General features: G+C 66.8%; 20 protein-coding genes and 1 tRNA gene. 1 reads left to right on the top strand and 20 read right to left on the bottom strand.

From position 1 onward, the window contains the following. Positions 1–7 precede the first annotated feature (7 nt). The 11 genes from D9601_RS02765 to D9601_RS02715 form a co-directional block, all read right to left on the bottom strand. Complete coding sequence (locus D9601_RS02765) at positions 8–1,393, bottom strand: efflux RND transporter periplasmic adaptor subunit (RefSeq protein ID WP_232473785.1); 1,386 nt, start codon at positions 1,391–1,393, stop codon at positions 8–10. 17 nt (positions 1,394–1,410) lie between these two features. Beyond that, positions 1,411–2,919, bottom strand: coding sequence for an efflux transporter outer membrane subunit (locus D9601_RS02760; RefSeq protein WP_198352399.1), 1,509 nt, complete (start codon positions 2,917–2,919; stop codon positions 1,411–1,413). A 107-nt stretch (positions 2,920–3,026) separates the two neighbouring features. Next, positions 3,027–5,162 carry an acetyl-CoA carboxylase biotin carboxylase subunit gene (locus D9601_RS02755; protein WP_198352398.1) on the bottom strand — a complete coding sequence of 712 codons (2,136 nt, stop codon included), beginning with the start codon at positions 5,160–5,162 and terminating at the stop codon, positions 3,027–3,029. Between the two features lie 115 nt (positions 5,163–5,277). After that, positions 5,278–5,517 carry a hypothetical protein gene (locus D9601_RS02750; protein WP_198352397.1) on the bottom strand — a complete coding sequence of 80 codons (240 nt, stop codon included), beginning with the start codon at positions 5,515–5,517 and terminating at the stop codon, positions 5,278–5,280. Continuing rightward, on the bottom strand, positions 5,514–6,509 hold the full coding sequence (gene bioB / locus D9601_RS02745; protein ID WP_198352396.1) for a biotin synthase BioB: 996 nt from the start codon (positions 6,507–6,509) through the stop codon (positions 5,514–5,516). Before bioB ends, D9601_RS02750 begins: the two co-directional genes overlap by 4 nt. Positions 6,510–6,562: 53 nt before the next feature. Continuing rightward, on the bottom strand, positions 6,563–8,770 hold the full coding sequence (gene scpA / locus D9601_RS02740; protein ID WP_232473784.1) for a methylmalonyl-CoA mutase: 2,208 nt from the start codon (positions 8,768–8,770) through the stop codon (positions 6,563–6,565). Between the two features lies 1 nt (position 8,771). After that, positions 8,772–9,554: an enoyl-CoA hydratase-related protein gene (locus D9601_RS02735; RefSeq protein WP_198352395.1), complete on the bottom strand. Its 783-nt coding sequence runs from the start codon at positions 9,552–9,554 to the stop codon at positions 8,772–8,774. A gap of 97 nt (positions 9,555–9,651) precedes the next feature. Beyond that, a complete protein-coding gene (gene mce, locus D9601_RS02730; protein WP_198352394.1) occupies positions 9,652–10,077 on the bottom strand; it encodes a methylmalonyl-CoA epimerase in 426 nt (141 codons plus the stop codon). Positions 10,078–10,085: 8 nt separating this feature from the next. Next, entirely contained in the window at positions 10,086–10,298 is a 213-nt protein-coding gene (locus tag D9601_RS02725) for a hypothetical protein (protein ID WP_198352393.1), read from the bottom strand. Further along, on the bottom strand, positions 10,295–10,585 hold the full coding sequence (locus D9601_RS02720; protein WP_198352392.1) for a hypothetical protein: 291 nt from the start codon (positions 10,583–10,585) through the stop codon (positions 10,295–10,297). Before D9601_RS02720 ends, D9601_RS02725 begins: the two co-directional genes overlap by 4 nt. A gap of 44 nt (positions 10,586–10,629) precedes the next feature. Then, positions 10,630–12,156 carry an acyl-CoA carboxylase subunit beta gene (locus D9601_RS02715; protein ID WP_198352391.1) on the bottom strand — a complete coding sequence of 509 codons (1,527 nt, stop codon included), beginning with the start codon at positions 12,154–12,156 and terminating at the stop codon, positions 10,630–10,632. A gap of 262 nt (positions 12,157–12,418) precedes the next feature. Here D9601_RS02715 and D9601_RS02710 point away from each other — a divergent pair, with 262 nt between their 5' ends. Then, on the top strand, positions 12,419–14,860 hold the full coding sequence (locus tag D9601_RS02710; protein WP_198352390.1) for a TonB-dependent receptor: 2,442 nt from the start codon (positions 12,419–12,421) through the stop codon (positions 14,858–14,860). 30 nt (positions 14,861–14,890) lie between these two features. Here the strand turns inward: D9601_RS02710 and D9601_RS02705 are convergent. From D9601_RS02705 to D9601_RS02665, 9 genes are all read right to left on the bottom strand, one after another. Beyond that, positions 14,891–14,973: transfer RNA gene (locus D9601_RS02705), tRNA-Arg, on the bottom strand. Then, positions 14,944–16,062 (bottom strand): tyrosine-type recombinase/integrase, encoded by a 1,119-nt coding sequence (locus D9601_RS02700; protein ID WP_198352389.1) that lies wholly within the window; start codon positions 16,060–16,062, stop codon positions 14,944–14,946. The genes D9601_RS02705 and D9601_RS02700 overlap by 30 nt, the downstream gene beginning before the upstream one ends. 183 nt (positions 16,063–16,245) lie before the next feature. Then, on the bottom strand, positions 16,246–16,434 hold the full coding sequence (locus tag D9601_RS02695; protein WP_198352388.1) for a hypothetical protein: 189 nt from the start codon (positions 16,432–16,434) through the stop codon (positions 16,246–16,248). Continuing rightward, the gene (locus D9601_RS02690; RefSeq protein WP_198352387.1) at positions 16,431–16,730 is read right to left on the bottom strand and encodes a hypothetical protein; all 300 of its coding nucleotides are present in this window, start codon (positions 16,728–16,730) and stop codon (positions 16,431–16,433) included. The genes D9601_RS02695 and D9601_RS02690 overlap by 4 nt, the downstream gene beginning before the upstream one ends. Then, positions 16,727–17,359, bottom strand: coding sequence for a hypothetical protein (locus D9601_RS02685; protein ID WP_198352386.1), 633 nt, complete (start codon positions 17,357–17,359; stop codon positions 16,727–16,729). The genes D9601_RS02690 and D9601_RS02685 overlap by 4 nt, the downstream gene beginning before the upstream one ends. Then, positions 17,356–18,288 carry a hypothetical protein gene (locus tag D9601_RS02680; protein ID WP_198352385.1) on the bottom strand — a complete coding sequence of 311 codons (933 nt, stop codon included), beginning with the start codon at positions 18,286–18,288 and terminating at the stop codon, positions 17,356–17,358. Before D9601_RS02680 ends, D9601_RS02685 begins: the two co-directional genes overlap by 4 nt. Beyond that, on the bottom strand, positions 18,275–18,499 hold the full coding sequence (locus D9601_RS02675) for a hypothetical protein (RefSeq protein ID WP_198352384.1): 225 nt from the start codon (positions 18,497–18,499) through the stop codon (positions 18,275–18,277). Before D9601_RS02675 ends, D9601_RS02680 begins: the two co-directional genes overlap by 14 nt. Further along, complete coding sequence (locus D9601_RS02670; protein WP_198352383.1) at positions 18,496–18,930, bottom strand: hypothetical protein; 435 nt, start codon at positions 18,928–18,930, stop codon at positions 18,496–18,498. The genes D9601_RS02675 and D9601_RS02670 overlap by 4 nt, the downstream gene beginning before the upstream one ends. Beyond that, positions 18,923–19,306: a DUF968 domain-containing protein gene (locus D9601_RS02665; protein ID WP_198352382.1), complete on the bottom strand. Its 384-nt coding sequence runs from the start codon at positions 19,304–19,306 to the stop codon at positions 18,923–18,925. The genes D9601_RS02670 and D9601_RS02665 overlap by 8 nt, the downstream gene beginning before the upstream one ends. Between the last annotated feature and the right edge of the window lie 43 nt (positions 19,307–19,349).

Genomic DNA, 19,349 nt, shown 5'->3' with positions numbered 1-19,349 from the left:
CGGCGGGTTACTGGCCACGCTGGCCCCCGCCTGCCCCGCCCGCACCGCGCCGGCCGCCAGAGCGGCCGCCACCGCCGGAGCCCGAGTCGCCGCCCGCGAGCTGGCCGGTGATGACCTGCATCCCCGGCTTCAGGCCGCCGCTCAGCACCTCGGTCATCTGGCCGTTGGTATCGCCGGTGGTGATCTGCACCGGCTGCGGCTGGCCATCAGCACCCTTGACGTAGACGGTCTGGGTCGCACCGCGGCCGAGCGTCGCCTGGCGCTGGTTGCCGCCACGCGGACGCCGCATGGTCAGCGAACCCGCAATGCCATCGTTCTGCGAGGCGTTGCCGCTCGACGGCTTGAAGCGCAGGGCGGCGTTGGGAACGAGCAGCACGTCCTTCTTCTCGGAGGTGATGATGTCCGCCGTCGCGGTCATGCCGGGACGCAGCTGGAGCGTCGGATTGGCCACGGTCAGATCGGCGGCGTAGGAAACGACCTGATTGCTGGTCGAGGTCGCGCTGGTCGTCGACGAGGAGGAGGTGCTCGCCGCGCTGACCGTCAGGTTGGAGCCCAGGTCGACGCGGGTGATCGTCGCCGGGAAGGTCTTGCCCGGGAAGGCGTCGACGGTGAAGCTGGCCTTCTGGCCGACCTTGACGCCGCCGACATCGGCCTCGTCGATTGCCACCTCCAGCTTCATCTTCGACAAGTCCTCGGCGATGACGAACAGCGTCGGCGTGTTGAACGAGGCGGCGACGGTCTGGCCGGGATCGACCTGCCGCGCCAGCACGACGCCATTGACCGGCGAACGGATGACCGAACGCGCCCGCTGCGTCTGGCTCTGCGCGAGCAATGCGCGCGCGGCGGCGACGTTCGCCTGCGCGGTCTTGGCGGCGGCGACCGCGCGCTGATAGTCGGCGCGGCCGGTCTGCAACTCGGTGCCTGACGGCACGCGACCGCCCGACAGCTTGTAGACTTCCTCCAGCCGGGCGAGCTGGGCGCGGCTCTCCGCCACGGTCGCCTGCGCCTGGTTCACCTGCGCGACATTGGCTGCGATCTGCGCCTGCTGCTGCTTGATCTGGTCGTCGATCTGCTGCGGATCGATCAGCGCGAGTGGCTGGCCGGCGGTGACGCGATCGTTGACGTCGACGACGACCTTGGTGACCAGGCCCGACAGCTGCGAGCCGACCGTCACCTGCGTCGTCGGGGCGAGCTTGCCCGTCGCCGACACGCTGACGGTCAAATCGCCGCGGTCGGCCGCCTGGGTGGCATAGTCCGCCCCCTTCTTGCCGCCGAAGCAGCGACTGACCAGCAGGCCGAGCAGGATGACGCCGACGACGATCAGCACCCATTTCAGGTAGCGGCGCCACACCGGCACCGGCTTCACCCCCAGGAACTCGTCGGTCGTCTGCATTGCCGTGTCCTGGGCCATCAGCGGGTCTCTGTGCCGGAAGAAAGGGGATCGGTGGCGGGCGTGCCGGTCGGAACGACGGCGCCGCGCGGCGGCGCCTCCGGGATGACGTTCGGATCCCAGCCGCCGCCGAGCGCATTGTACAGCGCGACGAGGGCGGTCGCTTTGTCGGACTGCGCCTGGGTCAGGCCGTTCTGCGCCGACAGCAGCGCCGCCTCCTGGGTGTTGAGCGTCGTGAAGTCGGTCAGGCCGGTACGATATTGGCTGCGGGCCAGGATCGCGCTGTTGTTGGCGGCCTGATAGGCGATGCGGAACTGGATCTCGCGCTGCCGTGCCGAATCGAGCGCGACGATGGCATTCTCGATATCCTCGAGCGCGGTCAGCACCGTGCCCTTGTAGGCCGCCAAGGCCGCGTCGGTGGCGGCTTCGTTGGCGCGGACGACGCTGCGCAGGCGACCGCCGTTGAAGATCGCCTGGGTCAGGCCTGCGAACAGGCTGCCGGTGATCGCATTGCCCAGGCTGCCCAGCGCACTGGCGTTGGTGTTGACGTTGCCGGTGATCGCCAGCGCCGGATAGAGCGCCGCCTTGGCGACCCCGATCTGCGCGGTGGCGGCGGCGAGCGCGCGCTCGGCGGAACGGACGTCGGGGCGACGGCGCAAGGTGTCGGCGGGAATGCCGACCCCGACCGTCTCCGGCCCGCGCGGGATCGGGCGCACCACGGCCAATTGGCTGCGCAGCGCGCCCGGCGCCTGCCCGGTCAGCACGCCGATGCGTGCGACGGCGGCGGCATATTGCTGCTCGATCTGCGGCACGGTGGCGGCGGTCTGGGCGCGCTGCGCCCGCGCCTGCTCGGCATCGACGGAGGAGACTAGGCCGGCCTGCACCCGGAAACCCGCAATCTCCAGATTGTCGTCCTGGATCGCCAGGCTGGCGCGCGCATTGGCGAGCTGCGCCTGATAGGCGCGCGCGAGGATGTAGTTGGACGCGACCTCGCTCTCGACGGTCAGCAGCGCCGTCGCATAGTCGAAGCCCGAGGCCTGATATTGCGCGCGGCTCGATTCGACGGTGCGCCGCAATTCGCCGAACAGACCGAGCTGGTAGCTCGCCGATAGGCCGGCGGAAAAGCTGTTGGTGCCGCCGCCGCCGGTATCGACGACAGTGCCGTCGGGAAGCGTGAACGACCGGCCGCCGCCTCGCAGATTCTCATTGCGCTGATAGCCCGCCGATCCCGACACGGTCGGCAGCAGTCGGGCGCGGCTCTGGATCAGCGCTTCGCGTGCCTGACGCAGCCGGGCCACCGCCTGCGCGACGTCGGTATTGGCGAGCCGCGCCTGCTCGATCAGCTGGCCGAGCGCCGGATCGTCGAAATTGGCCCACCAGCTGGTCAGATCCTCCGGCGTTGCCGCCGCAGGTACGGAATAGGCCGCGGGCACGCCAAGCTCGGCGGCAGCCTTCGGTCGGTAATTCGGGCCGACGGTGCAGCCGGCCAGCGCCGCGGTGACGAGCAGAAGGGCGGGAACACGAGCCATGGCGTGGTGTGTGGTCAATACACCGGGGGCCTGTCCAGTCTTATTATGTCGCAGAGTGTGCCACTTGGACCGGCGGGGACGATGCGAACCGCCCCGCCGGCCGCGGATCATTCCAGTTCCAGGATCACCTGATCGACGGCCAAGCTGTCGCCCGCCGCGGCGTTGACCGCCTTCACCGTCGCGCTCTTTTCGGCGCGCAGGATGTTCTCCATCTTCATCGCCTCGACCACCGCGAGCGGCTGGCCGGCCTCGACCTTGTCGCCCGCCGCGACGTCGAGCCGGACGAGCAGGCCCGGCATCGGCGCGATCAGGAACTTGGACAGGTCGGGCGGCACCTTTTCGAGCAGATGCCGCGCATAGGGCGCGACGCGGGCGGGCAGGACGCGCGCGACATGGCTGGCGCCGCGTGTCGTTAGTTTGAAGCCGGTGCGGGTCGGCACGATCCGCACCGACAACCGCGCCTCGTCCGCCAACTCCGCCTCGATCAGGCGATCGCCGGGCGTGTATTCGATGCCGATGTCCAGCGCTTCGCCGTCGACGCTGATCGCGTCGGTCGAGATGCTGACCGCATGATCGACGCCGCCGATCCGCACCACCCAGTCGGCCGGTGGCCGCAGCCGGTGGCCGAGCTGACCGTCGATCCGCCGGGCGCGATCCGCCTGGGCGGTCGCCGCGAAGGCGGCGATGGCGGCGAGCTCGCGCAACAGCTCTGCGGCGGCGGGCGCGCCGTGGAAGCCGTCGGGATATTCCTCGGCGATGAAGCCGGTGGTCAGCCGGCCCTCGCGGAAGCGCGGGTGCTGCATCAGCGCCGACAGGAAGTCGATGTTGGTGCCCGGCCCCTCGATCTCGAAGGCGTCGAGCGCCGCGATCTGCGCGTCGATCGCCGCCTCGCGCGTCGGCGCCCAGGTGATCAGCTTGGCGATCATCGGATCGTAGAACATGCTGACTTCGCCGCCCTCGGCGACGCCGTCGTCGACACGGACGATGGCTTGATCGGTTTGTCGTTGGGCTTGCCCGTCACCCTCACCGTCATCCCCGCGCGGGCGGGGATCCAGAGACGCCGCGTCCGCGACTCCATCGGCGACATGGGTTATGGATCCCCGCCTGCGCGGGGATGACGGATGTTGGTCCGCGGCCTCGCTTGCCGCCGGCGGATTGTACCGCACCAATCGCCCGATGCTGGGCAGGAAGCCGCGGTAGGGGTCCTCGGCATAGACGCGGTTCTCGATCGACCAGCCGTTGATCCCGACGTCGCGTTGCCCGAAGGCCAGCGGCTCCCCGGCCGCGACGCGGATCATCTGCTCGACCAGATCGAGCCCGGTGATCTCCTCGGTCACCGGATGCTCGACCTGCAGCCGGGTGTTCATCTCAAGGAAGTAGAAGCTCTCGCCAGTCGTATCCGCACCGGAGACGATCAGCTCCACCGTACCGGCCGAATAATAGCCGACCGCCCGTGCCAGCGCGACCGCCTGCTCGCCCATCGCCGCGCGCATCTTCGGCGTGACGAACGGCGACGGCGCCTCCTCGACCACCTTCTGATGGCGGCGCTGCACCGAACATTCGCGCTCGTTGAGGTAGACGATGTTGCCGTGCTGATCGCCGAGCACCTGAATTTCGATGTGGCGCGGGCTCTCGATGAACTTCTCGATGAAGACGCGGTCGTCGCCGAAGGACGCGAGGCCCTCGCGCTTGGTCGCCTCGAAGCCCTCGCGCACGTCCTGCTCGCTCCAGGCGAGCCGCATACCCTTGCCGCCGCCACCGGCCGAGGCCTTCATCATCACCGGATAGCCGATCTCGCCCGCGATCCGCACCGCCTCGTCGGTGTCGGCGATCTCGCCGAGATAGCCAGGCACGACGTTGACGCCGGCCTGCTTGGCCAGCTTCTTCGACTCGATCTTGTCGCCCATCGCCGCGATCGCGTTCGGCGGCGGCCCGACGAAGGCGATCCCCGCTTCGGCACAGGCACGCGCGAAGCTCTCGCGCTCGGAAAGGAAGCCGTATCCGGGGTGGATGCAGTCGGCGCCGGTTTCCTTGGCCGCCAGCAGGATCAGCTCCGCCTTGAGATAGCTCTCCGCCGCGGGCGCCGGCCCGAGCCGCACCGCCTCGTCCGCCATCAGCACGTGCGGCGCGCGCGCATCGGCGTCGGAATAGACTGCGACCGTCTTGATCCCCATCCGCTTGGCGGTGCGGAACACGCGGCACGCAATCTCACCACGATTGGCGACCAGGATTTTCTTGAACATCCTCTTCTCCCCTCCCGCTTGCGGGAGGGGCCGGGGGAGGGCCTGTCCACGCGCGGGCATAATCGTTGAGCAGGGAGACTAGTGCCTCCCCTCGTCCCTCCCACCATCGGGAGGGCTAACGCACCTCAAATGCCTTTGCCTGTTTCAGGACCCGGCGTGCGAGCCAGTGGCAGAACCACAAGGCTATCACAGCATAAACCAGAGCGGGGACGACATTGAGCAACGCGGCCTCCCAGTAAGGCACATCGCTGACACCGGCGACGAAATTAACCTGACTGAGAAAATCCGCGATGATCTGCCAATAGATGGCGGAGCCGATCGCAAAAACGATCGCCGGTCGCCGGACGCGAATCACTCCGCCGCCTCGGCCAGCCGGCACTCCGCCGCCATCGGCGTCACGCCCAGCTTCGCGAACAGCGCGGCGTCCTTGTCGTCGCCGGCGTTGCCCGCCGTCAGCAGCTTGTCGCCGGTGAAGATCGAGTTGGCGCCCGCCATGAAGCACAGCGCCTGCGTCGCCTCCGACATGCTCTCGCGCCCCGCCGACAGGCGCACCATGCTTTCGGGCATCGTGATCCGCGCCACCGCGACGGTGCGGACGAATTCGATCTCGTCGATCCTGGCGAGCGGCGTGTCCGCCAGCATGTCGCCGAGCACCGTGCCCTTGACCGGCACCAGCGCGTTGACCGGCACGCTGCCCGGATGCTCCGGCAGCGTCGCCAGCGCGTGGACGAAGCCGACGCGATCCTCACGCGTCTCGCCCATGCCGACGATGCCGCCGCAGCAGACGTTGATCCCGGCCGAACGCACCGCATCGAGCGTATCGAGCCGCTCCTGGAAGGTGCGCGTCGTGATGACGTCGCCATAACGCTCCGGCGAGGTGTCGATATTGTGATTGTAATAGTCGAGCCCCGCCGCCGCGAGCCGCTCCGCCTGATGCGGCTCCAGCATGCCGAGCGTCATGCAGGTTTCCATCCCCATGCCGCGCACGCCCTCGACCATCGCGACGATCGCGTCCATGTCGCGATCCTTGGGATTGCGCCACGCCGCGCCCATGCAGAAGCGGGTCGAGCCATTGTCCTTCGCCTGCGCCGCCGCCTGCAGCACCGCGCGCACGTCCATCAGCTTGGTCGCCTTGACGCCGCTGTCCGCGCTGACCGACTGCGAGCAATAGCCGCAATCCTCCGGGCAACCGCCGGTCTTGATCGACAACAATGTGGAGAGCTGCACCTGGCCAGGCGCGTGATGCACGCGATGAACGGTCTGCGCCTGCCACATCAGCTCGTCGAACGGCAGGTCGAACAATGCGGCGATCTCGTCGCGGGTCCAGTCGTTACGTACGCCCGTCATTGGTCTATTCACGTCCTTGTCCATCGTCGCGCTCGAAGGCTGTAGCAGCGTGTTCACGCGGCGTCCTCCTCCGGCGGCATGTTGTGGCCGAGCAGGCGCAGCACCTCCTCCGCCGCCCTGATCAGATTGGTGCCGGGGCCGAAGATCGCCTGCACACCCGCATCGCGCAGCGCCTGATAGTCCTGCGCCGGGATGACGCCACCGGCGACCACCTTGATGTCGGGACGGCCGGCGTCCTTCAGATGGCCGATCAGCTCCGGGATCAGCGTCTTGTGCCCCGCGGCGAGGCTGGAGGCACCGACCACGTCGACGTTCTTTTCTAGGGCGAGCGCGCTCGCCTCCTTCGGCGTCTGGAACAGCGGGCCGGGCACGACCTCGAAGCCGAGATCGCCGAACATGCTGCTGACCAGATTGGCGCCCCGGTCGTGGCCGTCCTGCCCCATCTTGGCGACCAGCATGCGCGGCTTGCGGCCGAGCCGCCGCTCGGTCGCCTCAACGCCGCGCACCAGCCGCGCCCAGCGCTCGTCATCGGTATAAGCGCCGCCGTACACGCCCTTGACCGGCTTGGGGTACGTACCGAAGCGGCCGAACACGTCCTCCATCGCGGCCGAGATCTCGCCGAGCGTCGCGCGCGCGCGGGCGGCGTCGACGGCGAGGGCGAGCAGGTTGTCGGTGCCGCGCGCGCCTTCGCGCAGCGTGTCGAGCGCGCGCTGGCACGCCGCCTCGTCTCGCGCCGCCTTCACCGACGCGATGCGCCGCACCTGCGCCTCGCGCACCGCGACATTGTCGACGTCGAGGATGTCGATCGGCGCCTCGCCGGCCAGCCGGTATTTGTTAACGCCGACGATCACGTCCTCGCCGCGGTCGACCCGCGCCGCGCGCGCCGCCGCGGCCTCCTCGATCATCGCCTTGGGCCAGCCGGCGGCGACCGCCTTGGCCATGCCGCCCTCGCGCTCGACCCGCTCGATGATTGCCCAGGCGCCATCGACCAGGCTCTTGGTCAGGCTTTCCACATAATAGCTGCCGCCGAGCGGGTCGACGACCTTGGTCATCCCCGTCTCCTCCTGCAGCACGATCTGCGTGTTGCGCGCGATCCGCGCGGAAAAGTCGGTGGGCAGCGCGATCGCCTCGTCGAGCGCGTTGGTGTGCAGCGACTGCGTGCCGCCCAGCATCGCCGCCATCGCCTCGATCGTCGTGCGCATCACGTTGTTGTACGGGTCCTGCTCGGTCAGCGAGACGCCGCTCGTTTGGCAATGGGTGCGCAGCATCTTCGAGCGCTCGTCCTTCGCGCCCAGCTGCGTCATCGCGCGATGCCAGAGCACCCGCGCGGCGCGCAGCTTCGCCACCTCCATGAAGAAGTTCATGCCGATCGCGAAGAAGAAGCTCAAACGCCCGGCGAACTTGTCGATGTCGAGCCCGCTGGCGACGCCGTATTTCACATAGTCGATGCCATCGGCGATCGTGAAGGCGAGCTCGTGGAGCTGCGTCGCCCCCGCCTCCTGCATGTGATAGCCGCTGATCGAGATGCTGTTGAACTTGGGCATCTCGCGCGACGTATAGGCGAAGATGTCCGAGATGATCCGCATGCTCGGCTCGGGCGGATAGATGTAGGTGTTGCGGACCATGAACTCCTTCAGGATGTCGTTCTGGATGGTCCCGTCGAGCTTGGCGCGCTCGACGCCCTGTTCCTCACCCGCGACGATGAAGAAGGCGAGGATCGGGATCACCGCGCCGTTCATCGTCATGCTGACGCTCATCTGGTCGAGCGGGATGCCGTCGAACAGAATCTTCATGTCCTCGACGCTGTCGATCGCGACGCCCGCCTTGCCGACGTCGCCGGTGACGCGCGGGTGGTCGCTGTCATAGCCGCGGTGCGTGGCGAGATCGAAAGCGACCGACAACCCCTTCTGCCCGGCAGCGAGGTTGCGCCGGTAGAAAGCGTTCGATTCCTCGGCGGTGGAGAAGCCGGCATATTGGCGGATCGTCCACGGCCGGCCCGCGTACATCGATGCGCGCACGCCGCGCGCGAACGGCGCGAAACCGGGCAAACCCGGGTCCCAGCCCTCGACATCGGCCTCGGTGTACAGCGGCTTGACGTCGATCCCCTCCGGCGTGCGCCAGGTCAGGTCCTTGCCCTTTACCTCCCTGACGGCGGCGGCCTGCCAGTCGGCATGGCTCGGCCGTTGTGTCGGCTCCAGAGCAGCGGCGGGTGCGCGGGTGCTGCCGGCATCTTCGCCGATGTTGGTTTCGATCTCGGCCATGTCAGGCCCCCTTGAATGCGGGCGCGCGCTTCTGGAGGAAGGCCATGCCGCCCTCCATCGCGTCGCCGGTGCCGCGCATCGCGCGCTGATCGTCGGCCTCGCGCGCCAGAGCGGTGGCGAGATCGCTTTCGAGCGCGGCGTGCAGCCCGCGACGGATCGTCCCCAGCGTCATCGTCGGCCCCGCCGCCAGCCGCGCCGCCAGCGCGAACGCCTCCGCCTCCAACGCTTCTTCGGCGACGACCTTGTGGATCATGCCCCAGTCGAGTGCCTTGGCGGCCGGCACCCGCTCGCCGAGCAGCATCATCTCCGCTGCCCGCGCGCGGCCGATCAGGCGCGGCAGCAGCCAGCTCGCGCCGCCGTCGGGCACCAGGCCGATGTTGACGAACGCCTGCAGGAAATAGGCGCCCTCGCTCGCCACGCAGAAATCGGCGGCGAGCGCGAGACTGCAACCGATGCCGGCGGCCGGTCCGCGCACCGCGCTGACCACCGGCACCCGCGCCTCGGCGACGGCGAGGATGGCGGGATTGTAGCTGTCGGTCAGCGCCGCATGCGTCGCCGCGCCGGGGTCGGCGGAGCTCAGCGCGCCGGCGCCGACATCGGCACCCGAACAGAAGGCGCGCCCCGCCCCCTGGATCAATATCGCCCGCGCGCCGCCCAGATCGGCAAGAGCGGCCGTGATGTCCTCGAACAGCGACGGCGGCGCGGCATTGAGCCGCTCCGGCCGGTTGAGCGTCAGCACGAGCACGTCGCCGCGCCGCTCCGTCAGCAATTGGTCGACGGCCATGTCCGCCTCTCCCTCGTCTCTCAGCATCGCGGAGGGAACGTGCCCGTCCGCATCGTTGCGGAGGCCATGGACCGGCGGCGCGCGCGGTTCAAGGGGATCAGCCGTGATGGTCCCCGCGCGGGCTTTCCATCAGTTCGACCAGCATCCCGCCCATGTCGCGCGGGTGCACGAAGACGATCGGCGTGCCGTGCGCACCGATCCGCGGCTCGCCGAGCACAGTTGCGCCCTTCGCCTTGAGGCCGGCGACGGCGGCGTGAATGTCGGGCACCTCGAAACAGACATGATGCTGCCCACCCGCCGGGTTCTTCTTCAGGAAACCGGCGATAGGCGAGCTGTCGTCATAGGGCTCGATCAGCTCGATCTGGGTGTTGGGCGCGTCGATGAAGCACACTTTGACACCCTGCGCGGGCAAGTCGAACGGCTCGCCGATCGCGGTCGCGCCGAGCAGGGTGCGATAGGTCTCGATCGATTGGGCGATCGACGGCGTCGCGACGCCGACATGATTGAGGCGGCCTAGGGTCATCTAATTGGTCAATCCTCGATCCGTCGTTGCCGCGTCGCCATCGCGGCGCCTTCGATCACACCTTCGAGCCGGCTGACGCGGTCGCGCAATGCGGCGTGCGCTTCAGCGAGGGCGGCCAGCCGAACGCTCTGACTGGTAGCCATATCCTTGAGCTGACGAACGTCTTCTTGCAGCAGAAGGACGTTACGAAGCGCCGTCATCGTCTCGCCAAGGAAGCTCATGCGCCTGCTCCTTCGCCGGCAAGAACCGCATCCACGACGGCGTTTGCACGGCCGATGCTCGCGATCGCTTCCTTGATGTCGGCACGCATCCGCGGAACGGCGGCGTTCACTTCACGAACAAGCGTCGCCAGCTGCTGCTCGTCCTCATCCGCGGTGGCTTGCGCAATGTAGATAGCCGACGCCTCGCGCACGACATGACCAACGGATTTGCCCTGGCTCGCGGCAAATGCGTCGAGTGACGCCTTGTGTTCGGGCGTGGTCAGAAAGGTCACGCGTTCAGTCTGCATGCAGCGCCTCCTTCACATGACCTTATAATGTGCAGGGGCAGGGCTCACAACGGAATATTGTCGTGCTTCTTCCACGGGTTTTCCAGCTGTTTACCCCGTAGCTTGCGCAGCCCGAGCGCGATCCGCCGCCGGGTGGAATGCGGCTGGATCACCTCGTCGATGAACCCCTTGCTCGCCGCGACGAAGGGATTGGCGAAGCGTGCCTCATATTGGGCGGTGCGTTCGGCGATCTCCTCGGGCGTCCGGCCGCGGAAGATGATCTCCACCGCGCCCTTGGCGCCCATCACCGCGATCTCCGCGGTCGGCCAGGCATAGTTCAAGTCGCCGCGCAGGTGCTTTGACGCCATCACGTCGTACGCGCCGCCATAGGCCTTGCGCGTGATGACGGTGATCTTGGGCACGGTCGCCTCGGCATAGGCGAACAGCAGCTTGGCGCCGTGCTTGATGATGCCGTTATGCTCCTGCGCCGTGCCGGGCAGGAAGCCGGGCACGTCGACGAAGGTCACGATCGGAATGTGGAAGGCGTCGCAGAAGCGGACGAAGCGCGCCGCCTTCTTCGATGAATTGATGTCGAGGACGCCGGCCAGCACCATCGGCTGGTTGGCGACGATGCCGACGGTGCGCCCCTCGATCCGGCCGAAGCCGCAGATGATGTTGCCCGCATGCGCCGGCTGCACCTCGAAGAAGTCGCCCTCGTCGACCGACTTCCGGATCAGCTCGTGCATGTCGTACGGCTGGTTGGCATTGGCCGGCACCAGCGTGTCGAGGCTCGGCTCGATCCGATCCCAGGCGTCGGCGGTCGGGCGCTCCGGCGCCGGCTCGCGGTTCGAAGCGGGCAGGAAGTCGATGAAGTCGCGCGCCGCCAGCAACGTCTCGATGTCGTCCTCGAAGGCGACGTCGGCGACGCTGGTCTTGGTGGTGTGCGTCACCGCGCCGCCCAGCGCCTCCTGCGTCACCACCTCGTTGGTCACCGTCTTCACCACGTCCGGGCCGGTGACGAACATATAGCTCGAATCCTTCACCATGAAGATGAAGTCGGTCATCGCCGGCGAATAGACCGCGCCGCCCGCGCACGGCCCCATGATCAGGCTGAGTTGCGGCACCACGCCCGAAGCGAGCACGTTGCGCTGGAACACCTCGGCATAGCCGCCCAGCGACGCCACGCCTTCCTGAATGCGCGCGCCGCCGGAGTCGTTCAGGCCGATCACCGGCGCGCCGACCTTCATCGCCATGTCCATGACCTTGCAGATCTTCTGGGCGTGCCGCTCGGACAGCGAGCCGCCGAACACGGTGAAGTCCTGGCTGAATACGAAGACGAGCCGGCCGTTGATCGTGCCCGATCCGGTCACCACGCCGTCGCCCGGGATCACCTGATCCGCCATGCCGAAATCGACGCAATTGTGCTCGACGAACATGTCGACCTCTTCGAAACTGCCCTCGTCGAGCAGCACGTCGAGCCGCTCGCGCGCGGTCAGCTTGCCCTTGGCGTGCTGCGCGGCGACACGCTTCTCACCACCGCCCGTCCGTGCAGCTTCACGACGACGTTCGAGTTCCTGGATGGTCGATGACATGGCCTCTCCTCCCCGTTGTATCGGCCGCACGACGGATCGCGGGCGCCAGCCGGGGTGTCCGGTTCAACAGCGGCCGCAAGCTATAGGTTCGGCGCTTTTGCCTCGCAAGGCGGGTTGGCCAGCGCCATCCATGGGGCCGAACCGTCACCATCATGTCACGAACCGTGTCTAGCCGCCTCGGCATCCGGCGGCATCGGCTCGCCGGGCACGATGATGCCGACCGGCTCGATCAGCGGGCACGACGGCTGCCGGGGGGCAAGACATGAATGATCGGGTTGATGCGACCGCGCGTCGCCGGGTTATCGCCGCCTCGCTCGCCGGCGCCGCGCTATTCGCTGCGCCGGCACTGGGGCAGACCGCCGCACCGCAAAACCCCGGGCCAGCAGCGGACACGACCGCTCCCGTCACGTCGGCTGGTGACGAGGACAGCCGCGACATCACCGTCGTCGCACGCAAGACCAGCGAGAATGTGCAGGAAGTGCCGATCCCGGTGACGGTGATCGGCGCCGCCACGCTGACCCGGCAGAACCTCACCAATTTCACCAACTTCCAGTTCAAGATCCCGGCCTTCTCGGTCTATCTGACCAATCCGAAGCAGCTCAACCTCGGCATCCGCGGCATCGGCAACAACGGCTTCAACACCGATGGCATCGACGGATCCGTCGGCGTCTTCGTCGACGGCGTCTACACCGGCCGGCAGGGCATGGTGTCGAACGACTTCAACGACCTCGCCGACGTCGAGGTGCTGCGCGGGCCGCAGGGAACGCTGTTCGGCAAGAACACCACCGCCGGGGCGGTGCTGATCAACACGCTGAAGCCCAGCTTCACGCCGGGCGCGACCGCCGAGGCGAGCACCGGCAACTTCGGCTTCACCGAGATCAAGGGCAGCGCCACCGGTCCGCTGGTCGACGGACTGCTCGCGCTGCGCCTGTCGGCCTTCTACAGCGATCGCGACGGCACCTATCGCAACCTCTACAACAACCGGTATCAGAATGCGCGCCAGGGTTCCGGTCTACGCGGCCAGTTGCTCGCAACGCCGGCCGACGAGCTCAGCATCCGCCTGATCGGCACGCATGCGCGCCAGTCCTTCCCGACCATTTCGCCGGTCATCCTGTCGATCTACAATCCCGCGGCGCTGCAGGCGCGGATGGCGGCGGCGGGCTATACGCTGAACACCGGCACCGCCAGCAACCGATTGATCAACATCGATGGCCGACTCGATGCGCGCACCAGCCTGGACAGCGCCAGCGGCCAGATCGACTGGTCGCCCGGCGACCTCGGCACCTTCACCTCGATCACCGGCTGGCAGCGGTGGAGCTGCTTCACCAACAACGACAACGATTACACGCAGCTCGACGCGATCACCGACTACGGCTCGTGCAACGTCGAGCGGCAGGTCTCGCAGGAATTGCGCTGGGAGACCCCGCGCGGCCGCACGGTCGAGGCGACGTTCGGCGCCTTCCTCAGCCGCCAGCGGCTCCAGGTCGATTCGCGCATCCGCTTTGGGCGCCAATACAATATCTGGGCGGCCAATCCGTCGACCACCGCCTTTCCCACGACCGGCAGCTGGGCGCAGGGCGCCTATGCCGACCGCGTCGCCAGCTTCGGCATCCGCAGCCAGGCGGTCTTCCATACCGATACCGAGGCGCTGTTCGGCAACGCCACCTGGCACCCCGATGCCGCACGCCGGCTGGCCTTCGACATCGGACTGCGCCAGACTTGGGAACGGCGGTCGCAGACCTATAACGGCGTAGTCGCCGCCAACCTTGGTAATCTCACCAGCGCCCAGATCCGCGCCCTGTCGCCCGCCGGCGCCAATGCGCAGCTGGGGCAGGTCGACACCAGCCTGAGGGACCGCGCCCTGTCCGGCGAGGCGGGCGTCAGCTATCAGGCGGGCCGCGACGTCTTCGTCTACGGCAAATATGCCCGCGGCAACAAATCGGCGGGCTTCAACCTGTTGCCCTACAACAGCAGCAATCCCGACAGCGGCGTCGCCTCGGCGATCGCGCGCGGCGCGGCGCAGACGGTGAAGGGCGAAACCGCGGACAATTTCGAGGCGGGCATCAAATCGCTGTTCCTCGACCGGCGCATCCTCCTCAATCTCACCGCCTTCCACACCAAGGTGCGCAACTATCAGGCGAACCAGGCGGTCGGCGTCGGGAACACCGCGCTCAAATTCCTCGCCAACGTCGGGTCGCTGACCTCGCGTGGCATCGAATTGGAGAATGAGACGTGGCTGGTCCCCGGCCTGCATACCAAGGGCTTCATCGCCTATGACAAGGCGACCTATTCGTCCTTCCCCAATTCGGTCTGCCCGGGGCAATTGACCACGCCGACCTGCGACCTGACCGGGCGGCAGGTCGCCTGGGCACCGGTGTGGACCAGCGACCTGACGGTCGATTACACCCAGAGGCTGGACGAGACGACCAAGGCCTATGGCCTGGTCGACGTCAATTGGCGCTCGCGCCAGAATACGACGATCACGCTCGATCCGGCGGCGGAAATCCCGGCCTATGCACTCGCCAGTGCGCGCGCCGGCCTGTTGCTCGACAACGAGCGGCTGGATCTGCAGCTATGGGTCGAGAATCTGTTCAACAAGGCCTATTTCATCAACCTGCTCGGCTATACCAAATCGACCGGTATCGTGCAGGGCTATCCCGGCAACCCGCGCAGCTACGGCTTCACCACGCGCGTCCGCTTCTGACGCGCGCTTGTCGGGACCGACGAAGGAAGCTGGCGCACCCGACAGGATTCGAACCTGTGGCCTCTGCCTTCGGAGGGCAGATGTTATCCATTCCGTTTTTCTACATTATCTGCGGGTTTGCGTCTATTCTTCTTTTCGGCTTGTACGCGACCTGTACGCAGGGCTGCCAGGATTTTGGCGTCGCTGTCCTCGGCATGGGTATAGGTCTTGTCGACCATGCCGCCCTTTGCGGACCAGCCGCCGACGCTTTCGACCGACTTGCTGTCTACACCCTGGCGAACGCGCATCTCCTGCCCGAAGCCGTGGCGGCCGGCCGCGTGCGGCGACAGGTACGGGATACCGGCGCGCTTGCAGGCTGTCCGCCATCCGCTGCGCGGGCTATCCTTGGCGGCGAACCCGAATACCCGCAGATTGGCCTTGTAACGGGTGTCCCATCCACGGGGCACCTTGGGCTTCAGCGCGCGCAATTCCTCGACCAGCTCGGGCATCAGCGTGACGGTACGGTCTTCATGACCTTTCGCGCCGGGAATAATTGCTTTGCCATCGTCCAATCTCAGGTTGTCAGGGTGCATGGCCACGGCCTGCCCGATGCGCGCGCCGGTTGTGAACATGAACAGTGCTAGCGCGCCGTGCCGCTTGCTGGCGTGCTTGCGAAACGCGAGGATCCACGGCCAGTCGCCGGGCGTCTTTGGCTGGCGGCTAAGCTTGCCCCGCGCCTTGTCCTGCCGCACCCGTTCTTCCTTGGTGAAGCCAGTGATCCGGATTGGGGGGCATTTACCCAAGGCGTTGGCGTTGTTGATCACCGCACGAGCTGGCGCAATTACCCACCGGCGCCAGCTATCGACCGCGTTCTTTGGGTAGATGCGGGCGCCTAGATCACGCACCATCTTTGGCGTGATCTTCTTTACCGGCAGGTTGCCTAGTTCTTCCGCGATCGGGATCAGGTATTTGGCCATGCCTGCCGTCGCCGGATACAGCATCACGGCATCGTTGAAGGTGAAGTCTCGTTCGTCCGCCTCGTCATGCCCTAGGACCGCGCGGCGCTCTTCCCGCGCCTGCCGTTCTGCGATCCACTGGCGCGCGCCAGCTTCTGTAGATGCGCTAGTGCTTTCGCGGATGTAGCCGGTAAGGGCGCGCCCGTTCGATTCAATGCGCCCCTTGGCCCACCAGGTTGAGCCGCGGAGATAGGGTTCGAGCGGCATCCGCCATCCTCAAGAATATGATCGATCTGCTCGGGCGTGATCAGCATCGCCTTGCCGAGCGTGAAAAAGAGCCCAAGGCTGCGGGCCTTGGCGCGGAGCGTGCGTTCTGACAGCGTGATATCGCGAGCGGCGAAATGCTCGCACCACTGCGCAGGCGTTCGCGCGCGTTCGTGGGCGTATGCCTCACCCATCCCGCCCCTCCTCAGCCGCCCGAAGCAGTTTTATGTCGAGCTGTTCCAGCAGTTCCCGCGCCCAAGCTGGGTTTTCCCGCCAGTGGGCCTGCTTGGTAGTGCCGTCCGGCATCTTACGCTCCCAGCCGGTGGGAAGCTGGCGGTAATCGTCTTGATAGACGCGCTCGCGATCGGGGCTCACCGTTCCTGCTCCTTCAGGTGGGCGCGGGCACGAAGAAGCGCTACTGCGCGAGGGCGGTCCAATGTCCAATCTCGCGCCCAGCAGGTCAGCTCCTTGCCGTCCTGACGGGTATAGATCAGCTTCGTGCCGGCGGCATTGCGGCGGACGGAGCGAAAGCCGTCCTCTGGTGGATTGAAGAGGGCGATTTCGATCTCAGCATCGAGCGAGTTGCTGATGCCCCATCCCGCCTCGACGCGATTAGCGAGAGCTAGCACCTCTTCCCGCGCTACCGCGGCTACGTCGTGGTTCAGGGTCATGCGGCCCTCCGCTGCTGACGAGGGTGGTTGGCTTCGAACACGGCTCGGGCGAACCCTCGCGGTGTCGCGCTGCGGAAATTGGCGCGTTCGTCGCCAGGCGAAGCGAAGTGAATGCGGTTGTCAGGCGCCGCCAGCCCCTCGGCTTCCATGCGTTCGGGCATCACGAAACCGCCACCTGTCCACAGGCACGTCTTCTTCGTATAATTGTCCTCCGGCGCGTACCGGGTGAACCAGTGTGGGTGGAAGGTGTGATCCGCCTTGCGCCAGTAGCTTGCGATCGTGCTGACCGGGTTCTCGATCAGATACGGTGCGCCGGATGCCTCACAGATCTCCGCGGCCCGTGCGAACAGCGCGATGCTGTCCGACAGCGCGTAGAGCCCCTTGCCCTTGAACCAGCGGGCCCCAGACACCGCCAGGTGCGTGCACGGCGGGAAGGCAGCGATGAATGCGATCTGCTCACCGATTGGAGGCAGCCACCGGTGGATGTCTGCACCGACGCGGATGATGTTGCCGTCCCGGGCCGGACCGGCCGGATGCTGAATGTCGACGCAATAGCAGGTATATCCCGCCTCCGCCCAAGGCTCGGCCATGGTGCCTGTCTTGTCGAACAGGAACAGGGCTATGCTCATACCCCCTTCTCCTGTGCAGCGCGGCTGTCAGTGACGGCCTGGAGGGCGCGAAGGTCGTTGGCCGCTTGTTCCAATGCCGGCAGATACGGGTGCCGTTCCAAGTCGGCGGCCTTCACCTCGTCGCGGATAAATTGCGCGTACTGGTCGAGATAGTCGGCCGCCTCCCCCACGCTGCCCGCATGATTGGCCGGGCTGGCGGCGAGCATGGCGGACCACGCCTTGCGCCAAGTGTCGTAGCCGGTCCGCTTATCGCCATTGTAGCTGTCGAAGACGTCCCACATCGCCTCGGTCGGCTCGACTGGCACCAGCTTCCACCCCTCCCCGCTCGTCAGCCCCTCTAACGGTTGAGCGGCGTCAAGACATGCACGTGCACGGTCACGGAAATGATCCTGCGCGTATTCGGGAAGGCCATCCCACGTCTGCGGGTCATCCCAATCGCGACCGACCAGCCACATTGCCTTCGCGCCACGTTCAACGGCTTTTTCCCCCGCCTCGGTCCTGTCGACCGGGGGGGGGGATGCGGCAAGGGCGTGTTTCAGCCGTGCATGCGCAGGATCGACGTGCCCCATGAAGTCGCGCAACGTCGCTTCCAGATCGCCTTCCAGCCACTCCAGATCATCCAGCCGATCCGACAGGAACTGTGCCGCCTCCCGCAGTTCTTCTCCCCCGCGTGAGGGAGGAACCCGTTCGAACATGATCTGCTTGGATGGATCGCAGTGCCGCGTCCCTTCGTATGCAGCTTGGATGGTGTACCGGCCTGCCTCGGCAGCGGCTTTGGTGTAGCCGTTTCCGCCCGCGCGCCAGTACGACTGCCACTCGCCGGACCAGATTAGGCAAGCGTCATCAGCAAACGCAGCCGCAATCGTCGGCGTCACGTCTTCCAGCGCGATCCTGACCGGCAGTAGCCCTTCTTTGCTATGAGGATGCATGGGTGGGGTCCTTCGAAAAGAGGGGTGCCGCGTCCTGACGGACCGGGCTTTCGTCCTTCGGATCGAGCCGCTGACGCGTCTCGCCGCTTTGCGCTTCAATCCCTCGCGGGAAGGCGAACGCGGTCGGGCGCCACAGCCCCAGACGCTCGCGTTCTGCAAAGACCAGCGCCAAATGATCGTGGCGCGTCTCGTGGTGGATCGCGGCCGTCATGCTGCCTGCCCCTCCCGCAAGAGGTCTTCCACCTGCACGCCTAGCCATTTGCTCAGCGTAGCCAGCGCCCAATCGACAAAGGCGGCGCGCTCAGGCTCAGCCATCTTGGCGAAGGACGTGCTGTCGTAGTCCTTGATGGTGTCACCGCTCGGCAGGGTGATGACCCTGACAAGGCCCCGACGATCCTTAAGGATGCGGTGGAGCATTTCCGCGTCGATCGCATCGCCCTCAATCCGCTCCGACAGCATCGGCGCTGCGATACCCAGGCACGACCAGTACAGCGCATTGCGGCGGACGTTGCCTGCCGTGCGAGTGATGCGGACACGGACCGGGCCATCGTCCAGCGCACGGATAGCGGCTTCTGCGATCGGGCCGACAGGGCGAAGGCCGCCAAGAACCTTACGGAAGATCAGGGGTGCTTGATCAGACATTACGAGCCTCCTGTTCGCGTTCCCAGCCCGCACGCCCCGGCCATGCGCGCCAGTATTCCTGCGCGAGCATCAGGCCGCGGGACACGCCGCCAAGGATGTGAAGATCGAACCACTTCCAGCCCTTGTTGTGCTGAAGGCGGTGGCAGTTGTCCGAGAGCGGGATGCAGTCGCAGTCTGCGACCTTCGTTCCCATACCCTTGCTGCCGGCGTAATCGACGTGCGCGGACCGGATCAGGCCACCGCAGTCAGAGTTTTTGCCCTGACAGGCACATGGCCGTCCACGCAGCCACTGGCGGTACTGATCCGCCACCTTCCATGCGGGCCGGGGAGCATTGCGCTTGCGGCTGCGGAGCGCGGCGGGGCCAAGGATACCCATTACCGACCTACCCGCCGCGCGTAGCGGCTAGCAGTCCGGTACG

The organism is Sphingomonas sp. MA1305, assembly GCF_016107325.1.
Taxonomy (GTDB): Bacteria; Pseudomonadota; Alphaproteobacteria; order Sphingomonadales; family Sphingomonadaceae; genus Sphingomonas.
The sequence above is the reverse complement of the archived record's forward strand: the minus strand, read 5'-3'. Positions and strand labels throughout refer to the sequence as shown.